The following is a 17,390-nucleotide window of genomic DNA, read 5'->3' as shown; positions in this document are numbered from 1 at the left end:
GATGCGATAGCGATCCCGGCAGCAACGATATCAAGAGGACCATATTCGATGCGCGAAGCCGCCATCGTCGCCACTGCCCGCACCGGCATCGGCAAGGCTTATCGCGGCGCGTTCAACGCGACCGAAGCGCCGGTGCTCGCCGCGCATGTGATGAACGCGGTGGTCGAGCGCGCCGGCATCGATCCGGCGCGGATCGAGGATGTGATGTGGGGCGTCGGCAACCAATGGGGCACGACGGGGGGCAATGCCGGGCGGATGGCGCTGTTCGCTGCTGATCTGCCGATCACCGTGCCGGCCTTCACGCTCGACCGCAAATGCGGATCGGGGTTGACGGCGGTGGCGCTGGCGGCGCGGTCGATCATCGCGGGCGACATCGATCTCGCGCTGGCGGGCGGCATGGAGTCGGTGAGCATGACCGTCACCAAGGACGCGCCGCGCTACATCAACAAGTCGGTGACCGCACATCAGCCCGCCGCGTACATCCCGATGATCGAGACCGCCGAGATCGTCGCCGAGCGCTACCAGGTCAGCCGCGAGGCGCAGGACCGCTATGGCGCGATGAGCCAGCAGCGTGCGGCAGAAGGGCTGGCGACTGGCGCGTTCGCCGAGGAAATCGTCCCGATCACGGTCGAAAAGGCGCTGTTCGACAAGGAAGGCAACCGCACCGGCAGCGAGACCGTGACGCTCGCGCAGGACGAGGGCATCCGCGCCGGCACGACGTATGAAGGCATCAAGGACCTCAAGACCGTCTGGCCGGGCGGCGAGTTCACCGGCCCGGGCAAGAATGTGACGGCGGGCAATGCCAGCCAGCTCTCCGATGGCGCCTCGGCGCAGATCGTCATGGACCGCGCGACGGCCGAGGCCGAGGGCAAGGACATCCTCGGCATTTATCGCGGCTTCCAGGCGGCAGGGTGCGCGCCCGACGAGATGGGCATCGGCCCGGTCTTCGCCATCCCCAAGCTGCTCGCCAAAGCGGGGCTGAGCGTCGAGGATATCGGTCTCTGGGAGCTCAACGAAGCATTCGCCAGCCAGTGCGTCTATTGCCGCGATCACCTCGGCATCGATCCCGAGAAGTACAACGTCAATGGCGGGGCCATTGCGGTCGGCCATCCGTTTGGCATGACCGGCAGCCGGCTCGTTGGCCACGCGCTGATCGAGGGGCGCAAACGCGGGGTGCGCTGGGTCGTCGTCTCGATGTGCACCGCCGGCGGCATGGGCGCGGCGGGGTTGTTCGAGATCGTCTGAGCGCTGCCGGCTCAGCCGGTATGACGGTGCCGTTACAATTTTGCGCCTTCATCCTGCCATAGCGCTGCGGTAAGGGCCCGCGCCGAGACGCCGTGGCGCGTCCGACATAATGGATCGTGCGTGCGCCGGGCGTTGCTAGACAGAATGGGTGAGGACGGAACCGCGTTGCTGCGGCGGCGCGGATCGGGGCTGATCGGCGCGCTCCTTGTCGAGCTGCTGATCCTGCTCGCGCTGCTGACGCTGTGGCCGCCGCATTTGCCGCAATTCGCCGGGCGGGGCGACAAGACCTTTGACGTGTTCAACGCCGATGCCGATCACCAGTCGGCCAACTCGCCGACCGCGACCCAGCGCCAGCAAAAAGCCGCCAAGACCCAGCCGACCAAGCTGCATCCTGCGGAGCAGCCGCCCGCGCCGCCGCCAGTGCCGATCACCAACGTTCCGGGCATGATCAGCCTCAACCGCTCGGACTATCAGGCGGCCGACATCGGCAAGATCGCTCGCCACCCAGTCGAAACGGCGGATGCGGGCGGCGGCGCCGGCGCGGGCGACAGCGAGGCGATCGGCACCGCGCCCAATGGCGAACCGCTCTACGCCGCCGCCTGGTATCGCGAGCCGACCGACGCGCAGACCGGGCCCTACATTCCCAAGGGGCTGCACGGCGGCGCCGAAGCGCTGATCGCCTGCAAGACGGCGCCGCGCTACCATGTCGAGGACTGCATCATCCTCGGCGACCGACCGCCCGGCACGGGTCTGGCGCGCGGCATCCGCGACGCGGCGTTCCAGTTCCTCGTCATCCCGCCGCGCAAGGGGGGCAAGCCGATGATCGGCGCCTGGGTGCGCATCCTGTTCTCGATCGTCGACCGGGAGAAGCCGTGATCGGGCTTGCTCGGCGATGTGAGTTGGGGGAGAATTACCGGCAGCGAAACGAAAGGACGCCCATGACGCTTAGCACTGCCGAAAAGTCTCTCATTGAGCAGCGGGTCGCCAACGACGGGCCGAATACGACGGTTGCTTATGTCTTGTGGATTTTCCTTGGATGGGTGAGCGGCCATCGCTTCTATCTCGGTCGCCCCGGCACCGCCATTCTACAGATATTGTCTTATCTGATCGTCATTGGTTTCTTCTGGTGGTTGATCGATGCCTTTTTGATACCCGATATGATCCGTCAAAAACAGGATGAGATACGCAATAATCTCGCCCAATCTCTTCAGTCAGGCGGTTGACGGGCCCGGCTAAACCAGCATCGTCCTGATCACCGGATGGCTCTCCAGCGTCCGGTGCACCGGGCATTTGTCGGCAATCACCAGCAGCCGGGCGCGGTGCGCTTCGGTCAAGTCGCCGGTCAGGTGGATGCGGCGTTCGAGCACTTCGATCTTCGGCCGCCCTTCGCCGGTCTGAGCGCAATCCTCCGAATGGCAGCGCTGGTGGTCGAGCGTCACTTCGACATTGGTGAGCGGAATGCCTTCGCGATCCGCGACCAGCTTGATCGTCATCGCCGTGCAGGTGCCGAGCGCGGAGAGCAGCAGGTCGTACGGCGTCGGCCCCAGATCATCGCCACCGACCTTGAGCGGCTCGTCCGCCAGGAAGCTGTGGCCCGATGAATCGACAATGCTGGTGAATTTGGCATCGGTCGTCGTCACTCTCACATGGCCTTCGGGCGGCAGATCGGGCTCGGCGACCGGCGGCAGATAATGCTCGGCCCAGGCGCTGATCAGTTGCGCGGCGTAGGACGCATCCTCGGCCCGGGTGAGCAGATGATCGGCATGGTCGAGCGAGGCGAAGCTCTTCGGGTGCTTGGCCGCGCTGAAAATCTGCCCGGCATTCTCGATGCCGACGATCGTGTCGCCCGGCGCGTGCATCACCAGCAGCGCGCGCTTCAGCGCCGCCAGCCGCGCCGCCTGATCATGCCCCTCGACCGCATCGAGAAACGCCGCCGACACCTCGAACGGGCGCCCGCCGATCGTCACTTCGGCCTGCCCCGCCGCGCGCACCTTCTCCACCTGATCGCCAAGCTGGTGGAGCACATGGGCGGGATCGAACGGCGCGCCGATCGTCACCACGGCCTTCACCTCGGGGATCTCGCCCGCCGCCGCGATCACTGCCGCGCCACCCAAGGAGTGGCCGACGAGCAACGCCGGCGCCCCCACCGTCGCGCGCAGATGCCCGGCGGCGGCGACCAGATCGCTCACATTCATCGCAAAATGGCTGTCGGCAAAGCTGCCCTCGCTCTTGCCGAGCCCGGTGAAATCGAACGCCAGCGTCGCGATGCCGTGGGTGGCAAGCGCGGTGCTGATCCGCCGCGCGCCATGACTCTGGGCTGTACAGGTAAAGCAATGCGCGAACAGCGCGACCGCGCGGATGCGGCCGGGCGGCAGCTCCAGCCGGCCCGATAAGGTGTTGCCCGCCGCATTGCTGAACTCGACATCGCGCCGCATCGATTGCTCTCCTGTTGTGGCGCAGGAGCTTAGGCGCGGGCGCGGCAATCGGGAAGCGGCGTGGACGCCAGCGGACGGGAAGCGGCGGGCGGGGCCGCGAATGGTCCGAATGGTCGCACTGACCATGGGGGCCGCGCCGATGCCGGCCGATCCCCGGCCCGACGATGCCGCCTGAGTCGCCGGCGCGCTGTCCGCCCGAAGTTGACGAAGTTGACACTACGTCCCCCCTTTGTTGCCCACTCCGGCGGGTGCGCGCGGTGTGTGGGGTGAGGGAAGGGCGATGGGCCGGGGCCATGCGATGAGGGTAGCGCGGGGTGGGGGTGTAGGACAGGGGTAGGCTAATGATCGGTTACGAAGACTCTTGGGATCACGCGGCTTTGTAAGTCTGTAGGACAACATGATTTTCGAGCGCATCGCCAAAGGCTCGCATTAATGAAATCGTTCCATTCACGACCTCATCGAGAGAATCCAGTGCAATCAGTGTTTCTTCTCCGTGCGCAATGGCATTTCGGCGTTTGAGCAGAATAATATCCATGAAAGTAGAGTTGCTGGAGAATGGTTCAACCGCTAACCCGCAAACAATACAAATATCTGAGAATACATCGAAGTTCAAATTTGCCTTTGTATTAATAAGCTCTTCATTAACACGGCTGAATCGTCGGTCAGATGAATTGAGTATCTCTTCGACCAAAGCACAACGCTCGGAGATGCTTAGATTTCTGCCGCTGCTATACGCTAGTCTGGGTAGAAAGTAGTTTTTAAAAAATTGAGGATTAAGTTGACTGTATTGGAACTTCCGCATCGCTATATGCTCGAGATATTTTTTCGCTGTAAAGCGAACATATCCTTCCCAGTGAGCATAGCATATAGTTACAAGTGCCCTCAAAAGAACCCGTTTAGCTCCTTCATCGCCTTGCTGTATTGTCGACTTGAGGTCGGAAATCTCTTTCATGCGCCAATTACGATCTTCGGTGATCTGGGCTGAAAAATCCGCCTCTGAGTAAGGCTTGCTCACGGCGCGAACCACGCTTCCCCAAACGGTACCGTCCTTTGGATGCGGACAGTGCCTCTCAAACCAGGTGATGTGAAAGTAGCTACCTCAGGTTGCGCCCAAAAAGTCTCAATCTTATTCCTGACAAAAGCTCTTGCAGCCTGATCTCCAAGCTGCTCAATAGCCGGAAGATTTTTAGCGATGCCCACAGCTATCGTTTCGAGGCCAACTAGGCCAACCCTGCCAGTGTGTTGGCCACCATCGAAACGTCGAAGCGCATTAGCTCCTGCTACATCATACAGGAGCCCAAAAGTTCGACTAATTAGACTCGCTGCTCCTGCTGCATCGCCTGCTTTGGCAAGGGCAACTGCGCTTTCGTCAATGTATTCTTCTACATCTAACCGTCCATCATAGGGCACTTGGGCATGAGCAAGGAAACGCATAGCTAGTTCCATATGTCGCTGCTTTTCCTGTTGGTCCTCTGTTACCGATACGACTGTCTGAAAAACCGCTTGCTCTGCGGCTGCTTTAATTTCTCGATAATAATCACTGTTGATCATCAACACTACGCAGTTACGTAGTTCTTGAGCGTTTGCTTGAGTCCCTCCAGCGTTCAGGCGCTGAAATAAGTCATACTTTGTCTGATCGTCACTAGGCCGCTTCAAGATTTCGACCGCAATTCTGCTACGCCGAATCGCGAGTTGAAGACTTTTGTCGATTGCAGACTGTTCTTCCTCCGTTAAATCGTTGATTCGGTCGGACACTTCCCAAACCGCATTATGGAGTGAAGGCAGATATTTAGTCGCTTCAAGGACTGAGGGTGCGCGCAACCCGTCACCTTCTCGCAAACGCCCCATAAATTCCAAAATAGTCGAAATTCGCTGGAGTCCGTCTATTAACTCCCAAGTGCCATCCTCTTTCTCAAAAACAAAAATAGAAGGAATCGGAATGCCCAATAATAGTGATTCAATCAGTTTGGATTTCTGACCAATTTCCCATCTAAATAGACGCTGAAATTCGGGATCTATCGTTATCTCGCTATTCTCGTACATGGTGACAATTTCACCAATGGACATCTGATACGCATCAGTCCTCACCAAGCGCTGAGCCTGCTCAATTTCATTTAAAAGCATTAGAGGACCCTCGGAGTAATTTACGTTTTCGATAGCACAGGTTAGCACCTGTTGGCACCCTATCAGGCATCAGTTGATCTACAAGAACTGTAATAGCTTGATTTAGAAGGCGGGACAGCCGACTTTTGCGCGCACCCCCCTCAATGCCCCAAAACAGGCCCAAAACCAAAAAAGGCCGCGGCACCCCCCGGGTGGCCGCGGCCCAGCTGTAATTCCGGTGACGAAGGAAAATCAGGCGACCGCGACGACCTCTTCGGGCTCGCGCAGCACATAGCCGCGGCCCCACACGGTTTCGATATAATTGTCGCCGTCGCACGCCATGCTCAGCTTCTTGCGCAGCTTGCAGATGAACACGTCGATGATCTTGAGTTCGGGCTCGTCCATGCCGCCATAAAGGTGGTTGAGGAACATTTCCTTGGTGAGCGTGGTGCCCTTGCGCAGGCTCAGCAGCTCGAGCATCGCATATTCCTTGCCGGTCAGGTGGACGCGGGCGCCATCGACTTCGACGGTCTTGGCATCCAGGTTGACGGCGAGCTTGCCGGTGCGGATGACCGACTGGCTGTGACCCTTTGAGCGGCGCACGACGGCGTGGATGCGCGCGACCAGCTCTTCGCGGTGGAAGGGCTTGGTGACGTAATCGTCAGCACCGAAGCCGAAGCTGCGCACCTTGCTGTCCATCTCGTTAATGCCCGACAGGATCAGCACCGGCGTCTGCACCCGGGCGACGCGGAGCTTTTTCAGCACGTCATAGCCGTGCATGTCCGGCAGATTGAGGTCTAGCAAGATGATGTCGTAGTCATACAGCTTGCCCAGATCGAGCCCTTCCTCGCCCAGGTCAGTCGTATAGACGTTGAAGCCCTCGGTCGTGAGCATCAGCTCGATCGCCTTGGCGGTTGTCGGCTCGTCTTCGATCAGCAGCACGCGCATCTGGCAGTTCCCCTGTCGCTCGCGGCCCCGAACACCCCCTCGGCTCCGGCTTGCCTCAGCACAGAAACTATTAACCTGATCGTTGATGAAGGTAAAAGGTTAATTTCGGATTAATCGGCCTGACTCCACGAGTCGCGAGGTGTGGAGGGGCGCTCAGCTGGGGCAGATGCGGCGCAGATTCTCGGCGAGATAGGTTAGCAGCGCTTCAACGCGCGCGGGGCGGAGCGCGCCGGGCGGCGTCATCAGGTGGATGGCGGACGGCGGCAGCCGCCAATCGGTGAGGATGGGGACGAGGGTGCCGCGCGCCAGATCGCCATCGACGATGAAATCGGGCAGGCAGCCAATGCCGAGCCCCTGGCGCAGCGCCGGCAGCAGCGCGTCGCCCGAATTGGCGCGCAACGGGCCGGCGGCCCGCACCGAAACCTCGGTGCCGTCCGCGCCGGTGAAGCGCCACGGGCCGGTCGCGTTCGAATAGCCGAGGCAGCGATGCTCGCCCAATTGCGCGGGGTGTGTCGGCGTGCCGTGCGCGGCGAGATAGGCAGGCGCGGCGATGACATGCGCGGTCACCGGCCCCAGCCGGCGCGCGCGCAGCGAACTGTCGGGCAAATCGGCGATGCGCACCGCGATATCGAACCCCTCGGCGACGATATCGACGCGCGCATCGGAGAGGTTGAGGTCGATCTCGATGGCGGGGTGCTGCTTGAGGAACTCGGCGATGAGGTCGGTGACGTGGAGCAGGCCGAGCGTCATCGGCGCGGTCACGCGGATCAGGCCGGCGGGCGCGGTGGCGGCATCGCGCGCGGCTTCTTCTGCGGCGACCGCCTCCGCCAGGATGCGCGCGGCGTGATCGGCAAGCGCCTTGCCGTTTTCGGTGAGGGTGAGCTTGCGCGAGGTGCGGTGGAACAGCGATTGGCCGAGCTGCTCTTCCAGGCGGGTGACCGCCTTGGAGACGGTCGCCTTGGACACGCCGATCGCGTCTGCCGCGCCGCTGAACGAGCGATGATCGACGACGCTCGCGAAAATCGCCCAGGCTTCGAGATCGGGCAGGCGCATCGGTCTGTTCCTCCAAATCGTCACCCCGGCCTCGTGCCGGGGTCCACGCTGCCGTGAGCGACGCGCTTGACCTTTCGAGCGCATACCGCGCGGCGCGGTGGATGCCGGAACAAGTCCGGCATGACGGTTATGCTGGTTTCGCGAAAACCGCAATAACGGAAACAATCAGTTTCTGACGTTTCCATTTGCCGCGCAATCAAAAGCCCTATCTTGGCGCCAACCAAGGAGGCGATCATGACCATTACCACGGTTCTCAAGGCCTATGAGGCGGCGCTCAACGCCAACGATACCGACACAATCCTGGGCCTTTACGGCGCCGATCCAGTGTTCATGCCCCAGCATGCGCCGGCGCTTGTCGGGCGCGACGCGGTGCGGGCGGGCTATGAGCATGTGTTCAACACGCTGAAGCTCGACATCGTGTTCACGATCGATGAGGTCGAGGAAGCGGGTGACTGGGCTTGGGCTCGCACCAGCTCGGCAGGGACGCAGACGCTGCTCGCCACTGGCCAGCAATCCCAGGAAGGCAATAACGAGCTCTTCGTGCTGCGCCGGGAAGCTGGTGCGTGGAAAATCCATCGCTATCTGTTTTCGACCAACCAGCCGCCGCGCGCCTGACGCCGACGCCTGACAGGAGACCTTCAATGGAAGCCATCAAAACCGTGGAGCGGCGGCCGTTTGAAACGCTCGGCCATGCCGATCATGGCTGGCTCAATGCCCGCCACCATTTCTCGTTCGCCAATTACTACGACCCCGACCGGATGGGCTGGGGCGCAATCCGCGTGTGGAATGATGACGAGATTGCTTCGAACTCCGGCTTTCCGCCGCACCCGCACCGCGACATGGAGATCATCACTTATGTCCGCTCGGGCGCGATCACGCACCAGGATTCGATGGGCAATAGCGGCCGCACGGTCGCCGGCGACGTCCAGGTGATGAGCGCGGGCACCGGCGTGCGCCATGCCGAATATAATCTGGAGAGCGAGACGACGCGCATCTTCCAGATCTGGATCGAGCCCAAGCGGCTGGGCGGCGCGCCGTCCTGGGGGGCCAAGCCCTTCCCCAAGGCCAGCCGCACCGGCGAGTTCGCCGTGCTGGCGAGCGGCTATGCCGAAGACGCCGACGCGCTGCCGATCCGCGCCGACGCGCGGCTGCTGGCGACGACGCTGCCTAAGGATGAATACGTAAGCTACCTTGTCGGATCGGGACGGCATGCCTATTTGGTGCCGGCAACCGGCGCCATCGAGATCGATGGCGAACGCATCGAGGCGCGCGACGGCGTCGCTATCGAAGGCGGCCGCACCATTACGATCAAGGCGATCGAAGAGGCTGAAATCGTCCTCGTCGACGCCGAATAGAAACCCGCCTCCCCTGGCGGGGGCCGGGCGGATACCTCCCTCCCAACCCCATCCGTCCGGCCATTCTATTCCCGCCATTCTGCTTCAACTGCAAGGAGTTAAGACCATGGCAAAAGTTCTGGTGCTCTATTATTCGTCGTACGGCCACATCGAGAAAATGGCCGATGCGGTTGCCGAGGGCGCGCGTTCCGCCGGCGCCGAAGTCGACATCCGCCGCGTCCCCGAAACCGCGCCGCAAGCGGTGGTCGAGGCCGCGCATTTCAAGACCGACACCGCGCATCCCCTGATCGAGGGCCCCGATGCGCTCACGGCTTATGACGCGATCGTGGTCGGTACGCCGACGCGCTTCGGGCGCATTTCCAGCCAGATGGCGTCGTTCTGGGATACCGCCGGCGGCGTGTGGATGCGGGGCGCCTTGCACGGCAAGGTCGGCGCGGCGTTCACCTCGACCGCGACGCAGCATGGCGGCCAGGAAACCACGCTGTTTTCGATCATCACCAACCTGCTGCATTTCGGCCTGACGATCGTCGGCCTCGATTACGGCCACCAGGCCCAGATGGGCGTCCACGAAGTGCTGGGCGGCGCCCCTTATGGCGCGACGACGGTGGCGGGCGGCGACGGCAGCCGCCAGCCAAGCGCGATCGACCTTGAGGGCGCGCGCTATCTGGGCAAACGCGTGGCCGAGACGGCGGCGAAGCTGATCGCCTGATTATCCAGCACGCAAGCAAAGCCCCTGCCCGCCGGGCAGGGGCTTTGCTTGGGCCGTTGGCTGATAAAGTGGACCGTGGGCTAACGGCCCAATTGCGGTTAGCCCGCTTTCACCGTCGCCCCGTGCTCCACACGGGGCTAGGCTTTTCTTCGTCCGCCGTCCCAGCGATAGTCGGCCTATGGAAAAGGGCGGCTGGGTATACATCATGGCTAACCGCTATCGCGGCGGCATGTATGTCGGCGTAACCGCGGACGCCTTGGCCCGTGTCGCCAGACACCGCGAGGGAACGGGCTCGCGCCATGTCGCAGATTTTGGAAAGACCCGGCTGGTCTATGTCGAACGTCATGACGAGATCACGCAGGCGATCGCCCGGGAAAAGCTCGTCAAGAAATGGCGGCGGGAGTGGAAGTTCGCGCTGATCGAGGCAGAAAATCCCGATTGGGAGGACCTGTGGGAGCGGTGGTTTGGCGCGGCACCGGCAGCAGATTAGCCAAGCCCCGTGTCAAGCACGGGGCGACGACCAGGGGAATTACCGCTTTCCACCCCATAACAAACATTGCCCCCTCGGCCGATAGCGGTGGCTGATCGGTTTGCGAGCTAATCCGCCGGCGGGCTTTCGCGCTTCGCGCCCGGCGGGGCTGCCGGTTTCGGCTTTGGCGTTACCTGGGACGAACCCGCGCGACCCACGCCGCGCAAGCGCCTCAGCTAGTGCGGATTAGCTGGTCCAGGCGCTCCAGCGTCCGGTCGACTTCTGCGATGGTGTTGTAATGGACGGGGCCGATCCGAACGCCGCCGCCTGTGTCGAGCAGGCCGAGCTTGCGGTAAATCTCCAGGGCGTAGTTGTGGCCGTCCCAGACCTGAATGCCCTCGCGCGCCAGGGCCGAAGCGATCTCGGCCGCGGCGATGTTTTGCGTGGTGAAGCTCACCGTTGAAACCCGCCGCGAGAAGTTCGCCGGGTCAGTGATCCCAAGCACCCGCACGCCTTTCAGCGACTGAAGACCATCGATCAGCCGCCGCGTCAGGCCGTCCTCATAGTCCTTCATGGCGCGATAGCCGGCGGCCAGCCGCGAACGAAGGTCGGTCGCGGCCGGGGTGCCGTAATCATCCCCAAGCTGCGCCAGATAGTCGATGGCGGCGTGCACGCCGGCAAGTTCTTCGCGGTTGGTGGTGCCGGTGGTGAAGCGGCCTGGCAACGCGTCGCCGACAGCCCGCACCTTGTAAGCGCGGAGTGCCTGCAGCCGCTCGCGACGACCCCACAGCACGGCGTAATGCGGGCCGAAGAATTTGTAGGCCGAACACACCAGATAGTCGCAACCGAGCGCTGCCACATCGACAAGCCCGTGCGGCGCGAACTGAACGGCATCGACGTATAATTGCGCGCCGCACTCACGCGCGATCCGCGCTGCACCGGCAACGTCGTTGATGGTGCCGGTGACATTGCTCGCGTAATTGAACGCGATGAGGCGGGTGCGCTCCGTTATGAGCGCGCGCAGATCGCCGAGATCGAATTCGAAGCTGTCTTCCGAAAAATCGAGCCAGTGAACCGTCAGCCCGCGATCCTCCGCCGCCATCAGCCACGGCGCGACATTGGCGTCGTGGTCCATGCGCGTCAGGATGATCTCGTCGCCGGGCGCGAAATCGGCGCAGATTGTCCGCGACATGGCGAAGGTGAGCGTCGTCATGCTCTGACCCAGGAAGACTTCGCCCGCGTTCGGCGCCCCCAGGAACAGCTCGGCAGCGCGGTGTGCGTCAGCTACCAATTGCTCGGCTGCCAGCGACGTCGAGAACGATCCGCCGAGATTGGCATTCTTGTTGAACATCGCATCGGTCATGCGCTCGACCACGGCGCGAGGAACCTGCGTGCCAGCAGGATTATCGAGGAACGCGATGCTTTTGCCGTCGATCTTGCGGCTCAAGGCGGGGAAGTTCGCGCGGACGGCGTCGATATCGTAGCTCATGCGCGACTATGTAGCGGTTTGCGGCAACAAGCGTTGTCGATGTTGCGCTCTCTGCGATAAAGTTTATCGCATGAGAGGTGATGACGACCAAATTTGATCTCGACGACTTTGATCGTCGCTTGCTCGAGCTCTTAAAAAACGACGCACGAACTCCCGTGCCCGACCTCGCGGATGCCATCGGGCTTTCCGCGCCGGCCTGCTATCGCCGCATCCGCCGGCTCCGCAGCATCGGCGCGATCGAGGGCGAGGTAGCGGTGGTGGCCCCAGGCGCGCTCGGCTGGAACCTGTCGATGATCGTCCTGCTCACCCTCGAACGGGAGGGAAATCGAACGATCAGGGAGCTGATGGCGCAATGGGCCGAGCACCCGCAGGTCGTGGAGTGCGCGCACGTGACCGGCGATTACGACTTCGCCATTCGCCTGCTGGCGCGCGACATGGAGGATTATGCGGACCTTGTTCAACGGCTATTTTCGGACGACGACCGCGTGCGCCAGTTCAAAACGCTCGTGGTGATCGGCGAGGCACGTCAGCACCGATCCAAGAAGGCGGCGTAAGACCCGCTTACCATCCCAAGTTGGACATCAACCGCCTGCGCCGATTGCGGTCGCTCGCGGGCTCACGACCTAATCCACCGACGGGCTGTCGGGCTTCGGGCTCGGCGGTGGCGCTGGTTTCGGCTTTGGCGGCAGGATGGGCACGCCGTTGATCACCGGCGTTGGCGCGGGTGTCGGGATCGCGAAGGGCAGTGGCGCCAATAGCGGCGAGGCGTCGGGCGTCCGGGGGTAAGCCGGGAAGCTCGCGCGCGCCCGGGCGAACAGCGCGCGGGCCTTGTCGGCGCCCGCCTCCAGCGCCGAAATCCCGACCCAGCGCCAGTGCCATGGCTCCCAGGTCACGCCTTGCGCATTACCCTGGGGGAAGGACAGCTCAAAGCCATATTCGGGCGCGTGGGCGATCAGCCAGCGGCCCGCCGGTGTCTGCGCGAAACAGGCGTTTACGTCGCCGCAGCCGCCGACCAGGGGCCGCGCGCCGAAGTCGATCGCATAACCGGTGGCGTGCTCGCTATAGCCCGGCGGGCCGACCGATCGCGCGCGCTCGGCGGCGTTGGCGCAGCGCTTGCGGGGCCCGATCTGGCTGCAGAACACAAGGCGCTGATGCTCGACCGAGCGGAAGCAGGAAACTGCACGCAAGGCCATCCCCACGCCGGGCGTTCCCTTGGCGGCGAGCAACAATCGATTAAGATCGGGCGCCATGTCGCGATGGACATAGCAGGGCGCGCCGATCGCGAATCCCGCCGGGGCGGAGACCAACGTCCCCGTTGGCGCTTCCGCATAAGGCAGATGCCCGAGCATGCGGCCATCGGCCATCGGCGCGACATCCTGCCCCGGGCAGAGGCGTTCCGCCGCGCCACTGGCCGCAAGCGAGGCCAGCGCCAAAAAGGCGATCAGGGACCGAAGGATGGGTGGCACCGGGGAAGAACTCCTGTCGACGCGACACTGGCATGGGGCCGCGCTTGGTGGCAAGGGCATGGGCAAAGGGATGTGCCCATGTCCGGCCTGATTAGCGATCGTGTGTTATTCATCGATGGCGAGGCGATCGTTATCGACAAGCCCGCCGGCTTGCCGGTCGATCCGCCGCGCGATGGCGGGATGAGCCTGGAAAACCATTTGGCCGGGCTGACCTTCGGGTTCCAGCGCTGGCCGACAGCGGTGCACCGGCTCGATCGCGATACCTCGGGCTGCCTGCTGCTGGCGCGCAATCCCAAGGCGCATAAACGGTTTCAGCAGGTGTTCGAGGCGGGGCTGGTCGAGAAGCGCTATCTGGCGGTGCTCGATGGTGTGCCGGCGGGCGAGGAGGGCATGATCGACTTGCCCCTCGCCAAGGTGAGCAGCGAGGCGGCGGGCTGGCGGATGGTCGGCAGAGCGCAAGGCAAAGCCGCACAGACCGGCTGGCGCGTGCTGGCGGCGCGCGAGGGGCGAGCGCTGGTCGAGTTCCGGCCGCTGACCGGGCGGACGCACCAGATCAGGGTGCACGCTGCCGAGGGGCTGGGCGCGCCGGTGCTCGGCGATCCGGTCTATGGCCGCGCCGGGCCGGCGATGCTGCTCCACGCGGTCGCGCTGACCGTACCGCGCGAGGGCAAGCCGGCGATCGAAGCGGAAGCGCCGGTGCCGGCGGCATTCGTCGAGGCGGGGTTTGGCATCGGTGGTTGAGGTGGTGATCCCCGAGGCGGCGATTGTCGAGGAGCGCTTCCTCGCCGCGACTGGACCCGGCGGGCAGAACGTCAACAAAGTGGCGACGGCGGTGCAATTGCGCGTCAACGTTTTCGCGCTGGGGCTGGCGCCGGACGCTTATCTGCGGCTGAAGCAGCTGGCGGGATCGAAGCTGACGGCGGGCGGCGAGCTCGTCATCACCGCGCGGCGCTTCCGCACCCAGGAAGCCAACCGCGCCGACGCGCGCGAGCGGCTCGCCGCGCTGGTCGCGCAGGCGCATGAGCGCCAGGCCAAGCGCATCAAGACCAAACCGAGCAAAGCCGCCAAAGCCAAGCGCGTCGACGCGAAGAAAGGCCGCAGCGCGGTGAAGGCCGGGCGCGGCAAGGTGCGGCTGGATTGATCGACCGGCACTGCCTACATATCCGTTTATGTTCACCTTCGACATCCAGACCACCGACAAGGCCGAGCTCTACCGCGAGCTGCTGGGCGCGATCGACGCGGTGACGGCGGGCGAGGCGGATGGCATCGCCAACATGGCGAATGCCGCCTCGCTGTTCTGGCAGTATCTGCCCGAGCTCAACTGGGCGGGCTTCTATCGCTTCGTTGGCGGCGAGCTGGTCTTGGGGCCGTTCCAGGGCAAGGCGGCGTGCATCCGGATTCCGCTGGGGCAAGGCGTGTGTGGCACCGCGGCGGCGACGCGTGAGACGCAATTGGTCGCCGATGTCCATGCCTTTCCCGGCCATATCGCTTGCGATGCTGACAGCGCGTCCGAAATCGTCGTGCCGATCGTCCGCGACGGCGCGCTGATCGGCGTGATCGATCTCGACAGCCCGCGCACCGCCCGCTTCGATGCCGAGGATGCGCGCGGCGTGGAGGCAATTGCCGCATTGCTGGCGGCCCGACTCTGACCCGGAACGGGACGCGGCTGACGCTGGCGGTCGCCCCTCAAGCAGCGTAAATTTCCCGCTAATTATAGCGCGACCCGCCGTGTGGGCGCGCGCGGGAGCTTTGAAATGCGCAAGGTAATTGCCGCGATGGTGATGGTGGCGACGCTGGCGAGCCCGGCGCTGGCGCAGCGTCTGCCACCGCCGTCGGTGGTCGCCGCGCATGGCGGCTGGTCGGGCGGGCCGGTCGGCGCGCCGTCGCTGCCGCGCGGCCCCGGTCCGCGCTGGGGCGGGACTGTCGGCGGGCGCTGGTGGGGCGGGATGCAGGCACCGGGCGGCTGGCACGCTTATCGCCGGCCGGCGCGCGGCTTCGTGCTGCCGAGCTATTGGCTGGGCGGCGATTTCGTCATCACCGATTTCGTCGATTTCGGGCTCGATACGCCGCCCTACGGCTATCACTGGGCGCGCTATTATGATGATGCGGTGCTGATCGACGATAACGGCCAGGTGTGGGACAGCGTCCACGGCCTCGACTGGGACCGGCTCGATCGCATCGCGCCGCCGCCGCAGCCGGTGGTCTATCAAGGCGCCGGGCGCGATGATCGCTATGATGATTACGGGCGCGGCGCCGATTATGGCCGGCCGCCGGTGGTCATCCAGCCGCAAGCGCAGGGCTATACCCAGACCTTCGTCGCGGGGAGCGGCGGCAGCTATACCGTGCCCGGCGGCGTGACGACGATCACCATCGAAAGCGCGCCGGTGGTGACGACGACCACGACGACGACCGAATATGTCGAAAGCTATGGCGGCCGCCGGGTCGTGCGCCACGCCTATCGCCCGCGCCACGCCGCGCGGCGCTGCTGTTGCTGCTGCCGGTAGTCGATCGAGTCCGTCACTCCCGCGAAGGCGGGAGTCCATTGCAGCTGACTTCGGATACTTCGGCTTGCTCAGCCAGCATGGATCCCCGCCTGCGCGGGGATGACTGTGTTGGATGGTGGCGGGCTTATTGCCGCGGTGCCGGCCCCGCCAGCGTCGGCACGCTTTCCGCGCCGCTGTCGCTCAATGACGCGACCGCGAACAGATTGTCGTCGATCGAGACGTTGGTGAGCACCGCTTCGGTGCCCGCCACATCGCGCGATCCCGTCCAATTGGCCTGATCGGTGCGCCGCCAGTGGATGCGGTACTTCGCGGCGCCCGGCACCGCCTGCCACTTCACATGCGTGTCGAAGCTAAGCGCGCCGTCGATCGTCACGCCATTGGGCGCGGCGGGGGCGCTGGCGAGGCGGCGGATCGTCGCGATGTTGATCGCGGCGACCTTGGCGAGATAGGGAAAGTCCATCTTGTCGATGGTGTCGCCATATTGGATGCCGTTTTCGGTGCGCAAATCCTGGTGCTGCTGCGTCCAGTTCTCCGCAGCCACCGAAAAGCGCACGGCGGGGTAGCCGAGCTTGAGGAACGGCTCATGGTCGCCGCCGCGCCCGAAGCGATCCGGCCGGCGATCGACGAACACGTCGAGCCCGCCGGGCAGCGTATCGGCAACGGCGTCGATCGTCTTGGCGAGCGCGCGGCTGGGGCCATCGTCTTCGCCGCCATTGGCGCGGCGAGCGAGCTGCTCCTTTACATCCTCCGACGCGCGGATGCCTTCGGAGAAGACGCGCACCCGGTCGGCCACGCGGATGCCGTTCTGCCCCATGGTGTTGCCGACAATGTCATTGTTGAGCATCGCCGAGACGGTCCAGCCACGCTTCTGCGCGGTTTCGGCGAGCAATTGGCCGCCCCACAGCCCCTGCTCCTCGCCCGAGAAGATCGCATAGACGATCGTCGCGTCGAACTTTTGCTTGGACAGGATGCGCGCCGCTTCCAGCACCACCGCGACGCCCGAGCCATCGTCATTGGCGCCGGGTGCGTCTTTGGTCACATCGAGCGTGTCCGACCCGCGACTATCGATATGCGCGCCGATGATGATGACGCGATTGGGGTCGCGGCCGGGCTGCACGCCGAGCACATCGACGATGTTGACGCCATTGGGCGCGCGTGGGCCGGTGAATTCACGCGCGATGCGCTCGACGGTGATGCAGCCGCACGCCTCGCCGATCTGGTCGATCTGGTCCGCCGCCCACGCCCGCGCCGCGCCGATGCCGCGCTTGGGATCGTCGGGTGAGGAGAGCGAATTGCGCGTGCCGAAGGAGACGAGCTTTTCGACGGTCGCCTTCAGCCGCTCCGGGTCGGGCGGGGGAGAGGCGGCGTGAACGGGGGCGGCGGCGAGGAGGAGGGGGGCGAGGAGGGCGATGGGCATAGCGTCATGGTAATAGGACCGCGGGAAGGCTCAAGGGGTTGTGTAAAGATCAGTCCCGATAAACCTCTCACCTAGCAGAGTCCGGGGCCGACCGTGCCTCCGGCATGGGCTAGACAGCGAGACGCGCTGTTTTTCTCGAACTCCAGTGAACGGGAGAGGAATGGGGGGGATCCCCCCGCGACTCGCGGTGACTCCTG

General features: G+C 64.1%; 20 protein-coding genes. 12 read left to right on the top strand and 8 right to left on the bottom strand.

Annotated features, from left to right (window positions below; all coding sequences use genetic code 11):
- The first annotated feature begins 48 nt into the window (after positions 1-48).
- The 3 genes from ACLB0R_RS00810 to ACLB0R_RS00800 all read left to right on the top strand — a co-directional run bounded on the left by ACLB0R_RS00810 (position 49) and on the right by ACLB0R_RS00800 (position 2,468).
- Complete coding sequence (locus ACLB0R_RS00810; protein ID WP_416641301.1) at positions 49-1,245, top strand: acetyl-CoA C-acyltransferase; 1,197 nt, start codon at positions 49-51, stop codon at positions 1,243-1,245.
- A 144-nt stretch (positions 1,246-1,389) separates the two neighbouring features.
- Positions 1,390-2,121, top strand: coding sequence for a hypothetical protein (locus ACLB0R_RS00805; RefSeq protein ID WP_416641300.1), 732 nt, complete (start codon positions 1,390-1,392; stop codon positions 2,119-2,121).
- Between the two features lie 62 nt (positions 2,122-2,183).
- Positions 2,184-2,468, top strand: a complete 285-nt coding sequence (locus ACLB0R_RS00800) for a TM2 domain-containing protein (RefSeq protein WP_416641299.1) — start codon at positions 2,184-2,186, stop codon at positions 2,466-2,468.
- A gap of 9 nt (positions 2,469-2,477) precedes the next feature.
- Here ACLB0R_RS00800 and ACLB0R_RS00795 read toward each other — a convergent pair whose 3' ends face one another.
- The 5 genes from ACLB0R_RS00795 to ACLB0R_RS00775 all read right to left on the bottom strand — a co-directional run bounded on the left by ACLB0R_RS00795 (position 2,478) and on the right by ACLB0R_RS00775 (position 7,784).
- Complete coding sequence (locus tag ACLB0R_RS00795; protein WP_416641298.1) at positions 2,478-3,680, bottom strand: bifunctional alpha/beta hydrolase/OsmC family protein; 1,203 nt, start codon at positions 3,678-3,680, stop codon at positions 2,478-2,480.
- Positions 3,681-4,047: 367 nt separating this feature from the next.
- Complete coding sequence (locus ACLB0R_RS00790; protein WP_416641297.1) at positions 4,048-4,695, bottom strand: MAE_28990/MAE_18760 family HEPN-like nuclease; 648 nt, start codon at positions 4,693-4,695, stop codon at positions 4,048-4,050.
- Complete coding sequence (locus tag ACLB0R_RS00785; protein WP_416641296.1) at positions 4,692-5,804, bottom strand: DUF262 domain-containing protein; 1,113 nt, start codon at positions 5,802-5,804, stop codon at positions 4,692-4,694. Before ACLB0R_RS00785 ends, ACLB0R_RS00790 begins: the two co-directional genes overlap by 4 nt.
- 231 nt (positions 5,805-6,035) lie before the next feature.
- Positions 6,036-6,731, bottom strand: a complete 696-nt coding sequence (gene ctrA, locus ACLB0R_RS00780) for a response regulator transcription factor CtrA (RefSeq protein ID WP_416641295.1) — start codon at positions 6,729-6,731, stop codon at positions 6,036-6,038.
- 153 nt (positions 6,732-6,884) lie between these two features.
- Positions 6,885-7,784: a LysR family transcriptional regulator gene (locus ACLB0R_RS00775; protein WP_416641294.1), complete on the bottom strand. Its 900-nt coding sequence runs from the start codon at positions 7,782-7,784 to the stop codon at positions 6,885-6,887.
- 234 nt (positions 7,785-8,018) lie between these two features.
- Between ACLB0R_RS00775 and ACLB0R_RS00770 the strand changes: the two genes are divergently transcribed.
- From ACLB0R_RS00770 to ACLB0R_RS00755, 4 genes are all read left to right on the top strand, one after another.
- The gene (locus tag ACLB0R_RS00770) at positions 8,019-8,399 is read left to right on the top strand and encodes a YybH family protein (RefSeq protein ID WP_416641293.1); all 381 of its coding nucleotides are present in this window, start codon (positions 8,019-8,021) and stop codon (positions 8,397-8,399) included.
- Between the two features lie 26 nt (positions 8,400-8,425).
- Positions 8,426-9,139, top strand: a complete 714-nt coding sequence (locus ACLB0R_RS00765; RefSeq protein ID WP_416641291.1) for a pirin family protein — start codon at positions 8,426-8,428, stop codon at positions 9,137-9,139.
- Between the two features lie 106 nt (positions 9,140-9,245).
- A complete protein-coding gene (gene wrbA, locus ACLB0R_RS00760) occupies positions 9,246-9,848 on the top strand; it encodes an NAD(P)H:quinone oxidoreductase (protein WP_416641290.1) in 603 nt (200 codons plus the stop codon).
- A 178-nt stretch (positions 9,849-10,026) separates the two neighbouring features.
- Entirely contained in the window at positions 10,027-10,338 is a 312-nt protein-coding gene (locus ACLB0R_RS00755; RefSeq protein WP_434953670.1) for a GIY-YIG nuclease family protein, read from the top strand.
- A gap of 211 nt (positions 10,339-10,549) precedes the next feature.
- On the opposite strand, the gene ACLB0R_RS00750 is transcribed toward ACLB0R_RS00755, so the two are convergent.
- A complete protein-coding gene (locus ACLB0R_RS00750) occupies positions 10,550-11,806 on the bottom strand; it encodes a cysteine desulfurase-like protein (protein ID WP_416641286.1) in 1,257 nt (418 codons plus the stop codon).
- An 80-nt stretch (positions 11,807-11,886) separates the two neighbouring features.
- Here ACLB0R_RS00750 and ACLB0R_RS00745 point away from each other — a divergent pair, with 80 nt between their 5' ends.
- Positions 11,887-12,360, top strand: coding sequence for an Lrp/AsnC family transcriptional regulator (locus ACLB0R_RS00745; RefSeq protein ID WP_416643070.1), 474 nt, complete (start codon positions 11,887-11,889; stop codon positions 12,358-12,360).
- Between the two features lie 69 nt (positions 12,361-12,429).
- Here the strand turns inward: ACLB0R_RS00745 and ACLB0R_RS00740 are convergent, their stop codons facing one another.
- On the bottom strand, positions 12,430-13,272 hold the full coding sequence (locus tag ACLB0R_RS00740; RefSeq protein ID WP_416641284.1) for a M15 family metallopeptidase: 843 nt from the start codon (positions 13,270-13,272) through the stop codon (positions 12,430-12,432).
- Between the two features lie 78 nt (positions 13,273-13,350).
- On the opposite strand from ACLB0R_RS00740, the gene ACLB0R_RS00735 reads away from it, so the two are divergent.
- The 4 genes from ACLB0R_RS00735 to ACLB0R_RS00720 all read left to right on the top strand — a co-directional run bounded on the left by ACLB0R_RS00735 (position 13,351) and on the right by ACLB0R_RS00720 (position 15,776).
- Positions 13,351-14,013 (top strand): RluA family pseudouridine synthase, encoded by a 663-nt coding sequence (locus tag ACLB0R_RS00735; RefSeq protein WP_416641283.1) that lies wholly within the window; start codon positions 13,351-13,353, stop codon positions 14,011-14,013.
- Positions 13,997-14,413 carry an alternative ribosome rescue aminoacyl-tRNA hydrolase ArfB gene (gene arfB / locus ACLB0R_RS00730; protein ID WP_416641281.1) on the top strand — a complete coding sequence of 139 codons (417 nt, stop codon included), beginning with the start codon at positions 13,997-13,999 and terminating at the stop codon, positions 14,411-14,413. Before ACLB0R_RS00735 ends, arfB begins: the two co-directional genes overlap by 17 nt.
- A 28-nt stretch (positions 14,414-14,441) precedes the next feature.
- Positions 14,442-14,921: a GAF domain-containing protein gene (locus ACLB0R_RS00725; RefSeq protein ID WP_416641280.1), complete on the top strand. Its 480-nt coding sequence runs from the start codon at positions 14,442-14,444 to the stop codon at positions 14,919-14,921.
- Positions 14,922-15,026: 105 nt separating this feature from the next.
- A complete protein-coding gene (locus ACLB0R_RS00720; protein ID WP_416641278.1) occupies positions 15,027-15,776 on the top strand; it encodes an RcnB family protein in 750 nt (249 codons plus the stop codon).
- Between the two features lie 124 nt (positions 15,777-15,900).
- On the opposite strand, the gene ACLB0R_RS00715 is transcribed toward ACLB0R_RS00720, so the two are convergent.
- Positions 15,901-17,193 (bottom strand): M20/M25/M40 family metallo-hydrolase, encoded by a 1,293-nt coding sequence (locus ACLB0R_RS00715; RefSeq protein WP_416641276.1) that lies wholly within the window; start codon positions 17,191-17,193, stop codon positions 15,901-15,903.
- Between the last annotated feature and the right edge of the window lie 197 nt (positions 17,194-17,390).

Origin of the sequence: Sphingomonas sp. GlSt437 (assembly GCF_048015635.2) — a bacterium.
Classification (GTDB): domain Bacteria; phylum Pseudomonadota; class Alphaproteobacteria; order Sphingomonadales; family Sphingomonadaceae; genus Sphingomonas.
The sequence above is the reverse complement of the archived record's forward strand: the minus strand, read 5'-3'. Positions and strand labels throughout refer to the sequence as shown.

Excerpts from the sequence above, each read along its gene's own strand:
- ACLB0R_RS00785 (WP_416641296.1), bottom strand. The coding sequence starts at position 5,804 with ATGCTTTTAAATGAAATTGAGCAGGCTCAGCGCTTGGTGAGGACTGAT.
- ACLB0R_RS00800 (WP_416641299.1), top strand. The coding sequence starts at position 2,184 with ATGACGCTTAGCACTGCCGAAAAGTCTCTCATTGAGCAGCGGGTCGCC.
- ACLB0R_RS00725 (WP_416641280.1), top strand. The coding sequence starts at position 14,442 with ATGTTCACCTTCGACATCCAGACCACCGACAAGGCCGAGCTCTACCGC.
- ACLB0R_RS00755 (WP_434953670.1), top strand. The coding sequence starts at position 10,027 with ATGGAAAAGGGCGGCTGGGTATACATCATGGCTAACCGCTATCGCGGC.
- ctrA (WP_416641295.1), bottom strand. The coding sequence starts at position 6,731 with ATGCGCGTGCTGCTGATCGAAGACGAGCCGACAACCGCCAAGGCGATC.
- ACLB0R_RS00805 (WP_416641300.1), top strand. The coding sequence starts at position 1,390 with ATGGGTGAGGACGGAACCGCGTTGCTGCGGCGGCGCGGATCGGGGCTG.
- wrbA (WP_416641290.1), top strand. The coding sequence starts at position 9,246 with ATGGCAAAAGTTCTGGTGCTCTATTATTCGTCGTACGGCCACATCGAG.
- ACLB0R_RS00775 (WP_416641294.1), bottom strand. The coding sequence starts at position 7,784 with ATGCGCCTGCCCGATCTCGAAGCCTGGGCGATTTTCGCGAGCGTCGTC.
- ACLB0R_RS00770 (WP_416641293.1), top strand. The coding sequence starts at position 8,019 with ATGACCATTACCACGGTTCTCAAGGCCTATGAGGCGGCGCTCAACGCC.
- ACLB0R_RS00810 (WP_416641301.1), top strand. The coding sequence starts at position 49 with ATGCGCGAAGCCGCCATCGTCGCCACTGCCCGCACCGGCATCGGCAAG.
- ACLB0R_RS00720 (WP_416641278.1), top strand. The coding sequence starts at position 15,027 with ATGCGCAAGGTAATTGCCGCGATGGTGATGGTGGCGACGCTGGCGAGC.
- ACLB0R_RS00795 (WP_416641298.1), bottom strand. The coding sequence starts at position 3,680 with ATGCGGCGCGATGTCGAGTTCAGCAATGCGGCGGGCAACACCTTATCG.
- ACLB0R_RS00745 (WP_416643070.1), top strand. The coding sequence starts at position 11,887 with ATGACGACCAAATTTGATCTCGACGACTTTGATCGTCGCTTGCTCGAG.
- ACLB0R_RS00715 (WP_416641276.1), bottom strand. The coding sequence starts at position 17,193 with ATGCCCATCGCCCTCCTCGCCCCCCTCCTCCTCGCCGCCGCCCCCGTT.
- ACLB0R_RS00765 (WP_416641291.1), top strand. The coding sequence starts at position 8,426 with ATGGAAGCCATCAAAACCGTGGAGCGGCGGCCGTTTGAAACGCTCGGC.
- ACLB0R_RS00750 (WP_416641286.1), bottom strand. The coding sequence starts at position 11,806 with ATGAGCTACGATATCGACGCCGTCCGCGCGAACTTCCCCGCCTTGAGC.
- ACLB0R_RS00735 (WP_416641283.1), top strand. The coding sequence starts at position 13,351 with ATGTCCGGCCTGATTAGCGATCGTGTGTTATTCATCGATGGCGAGGCG.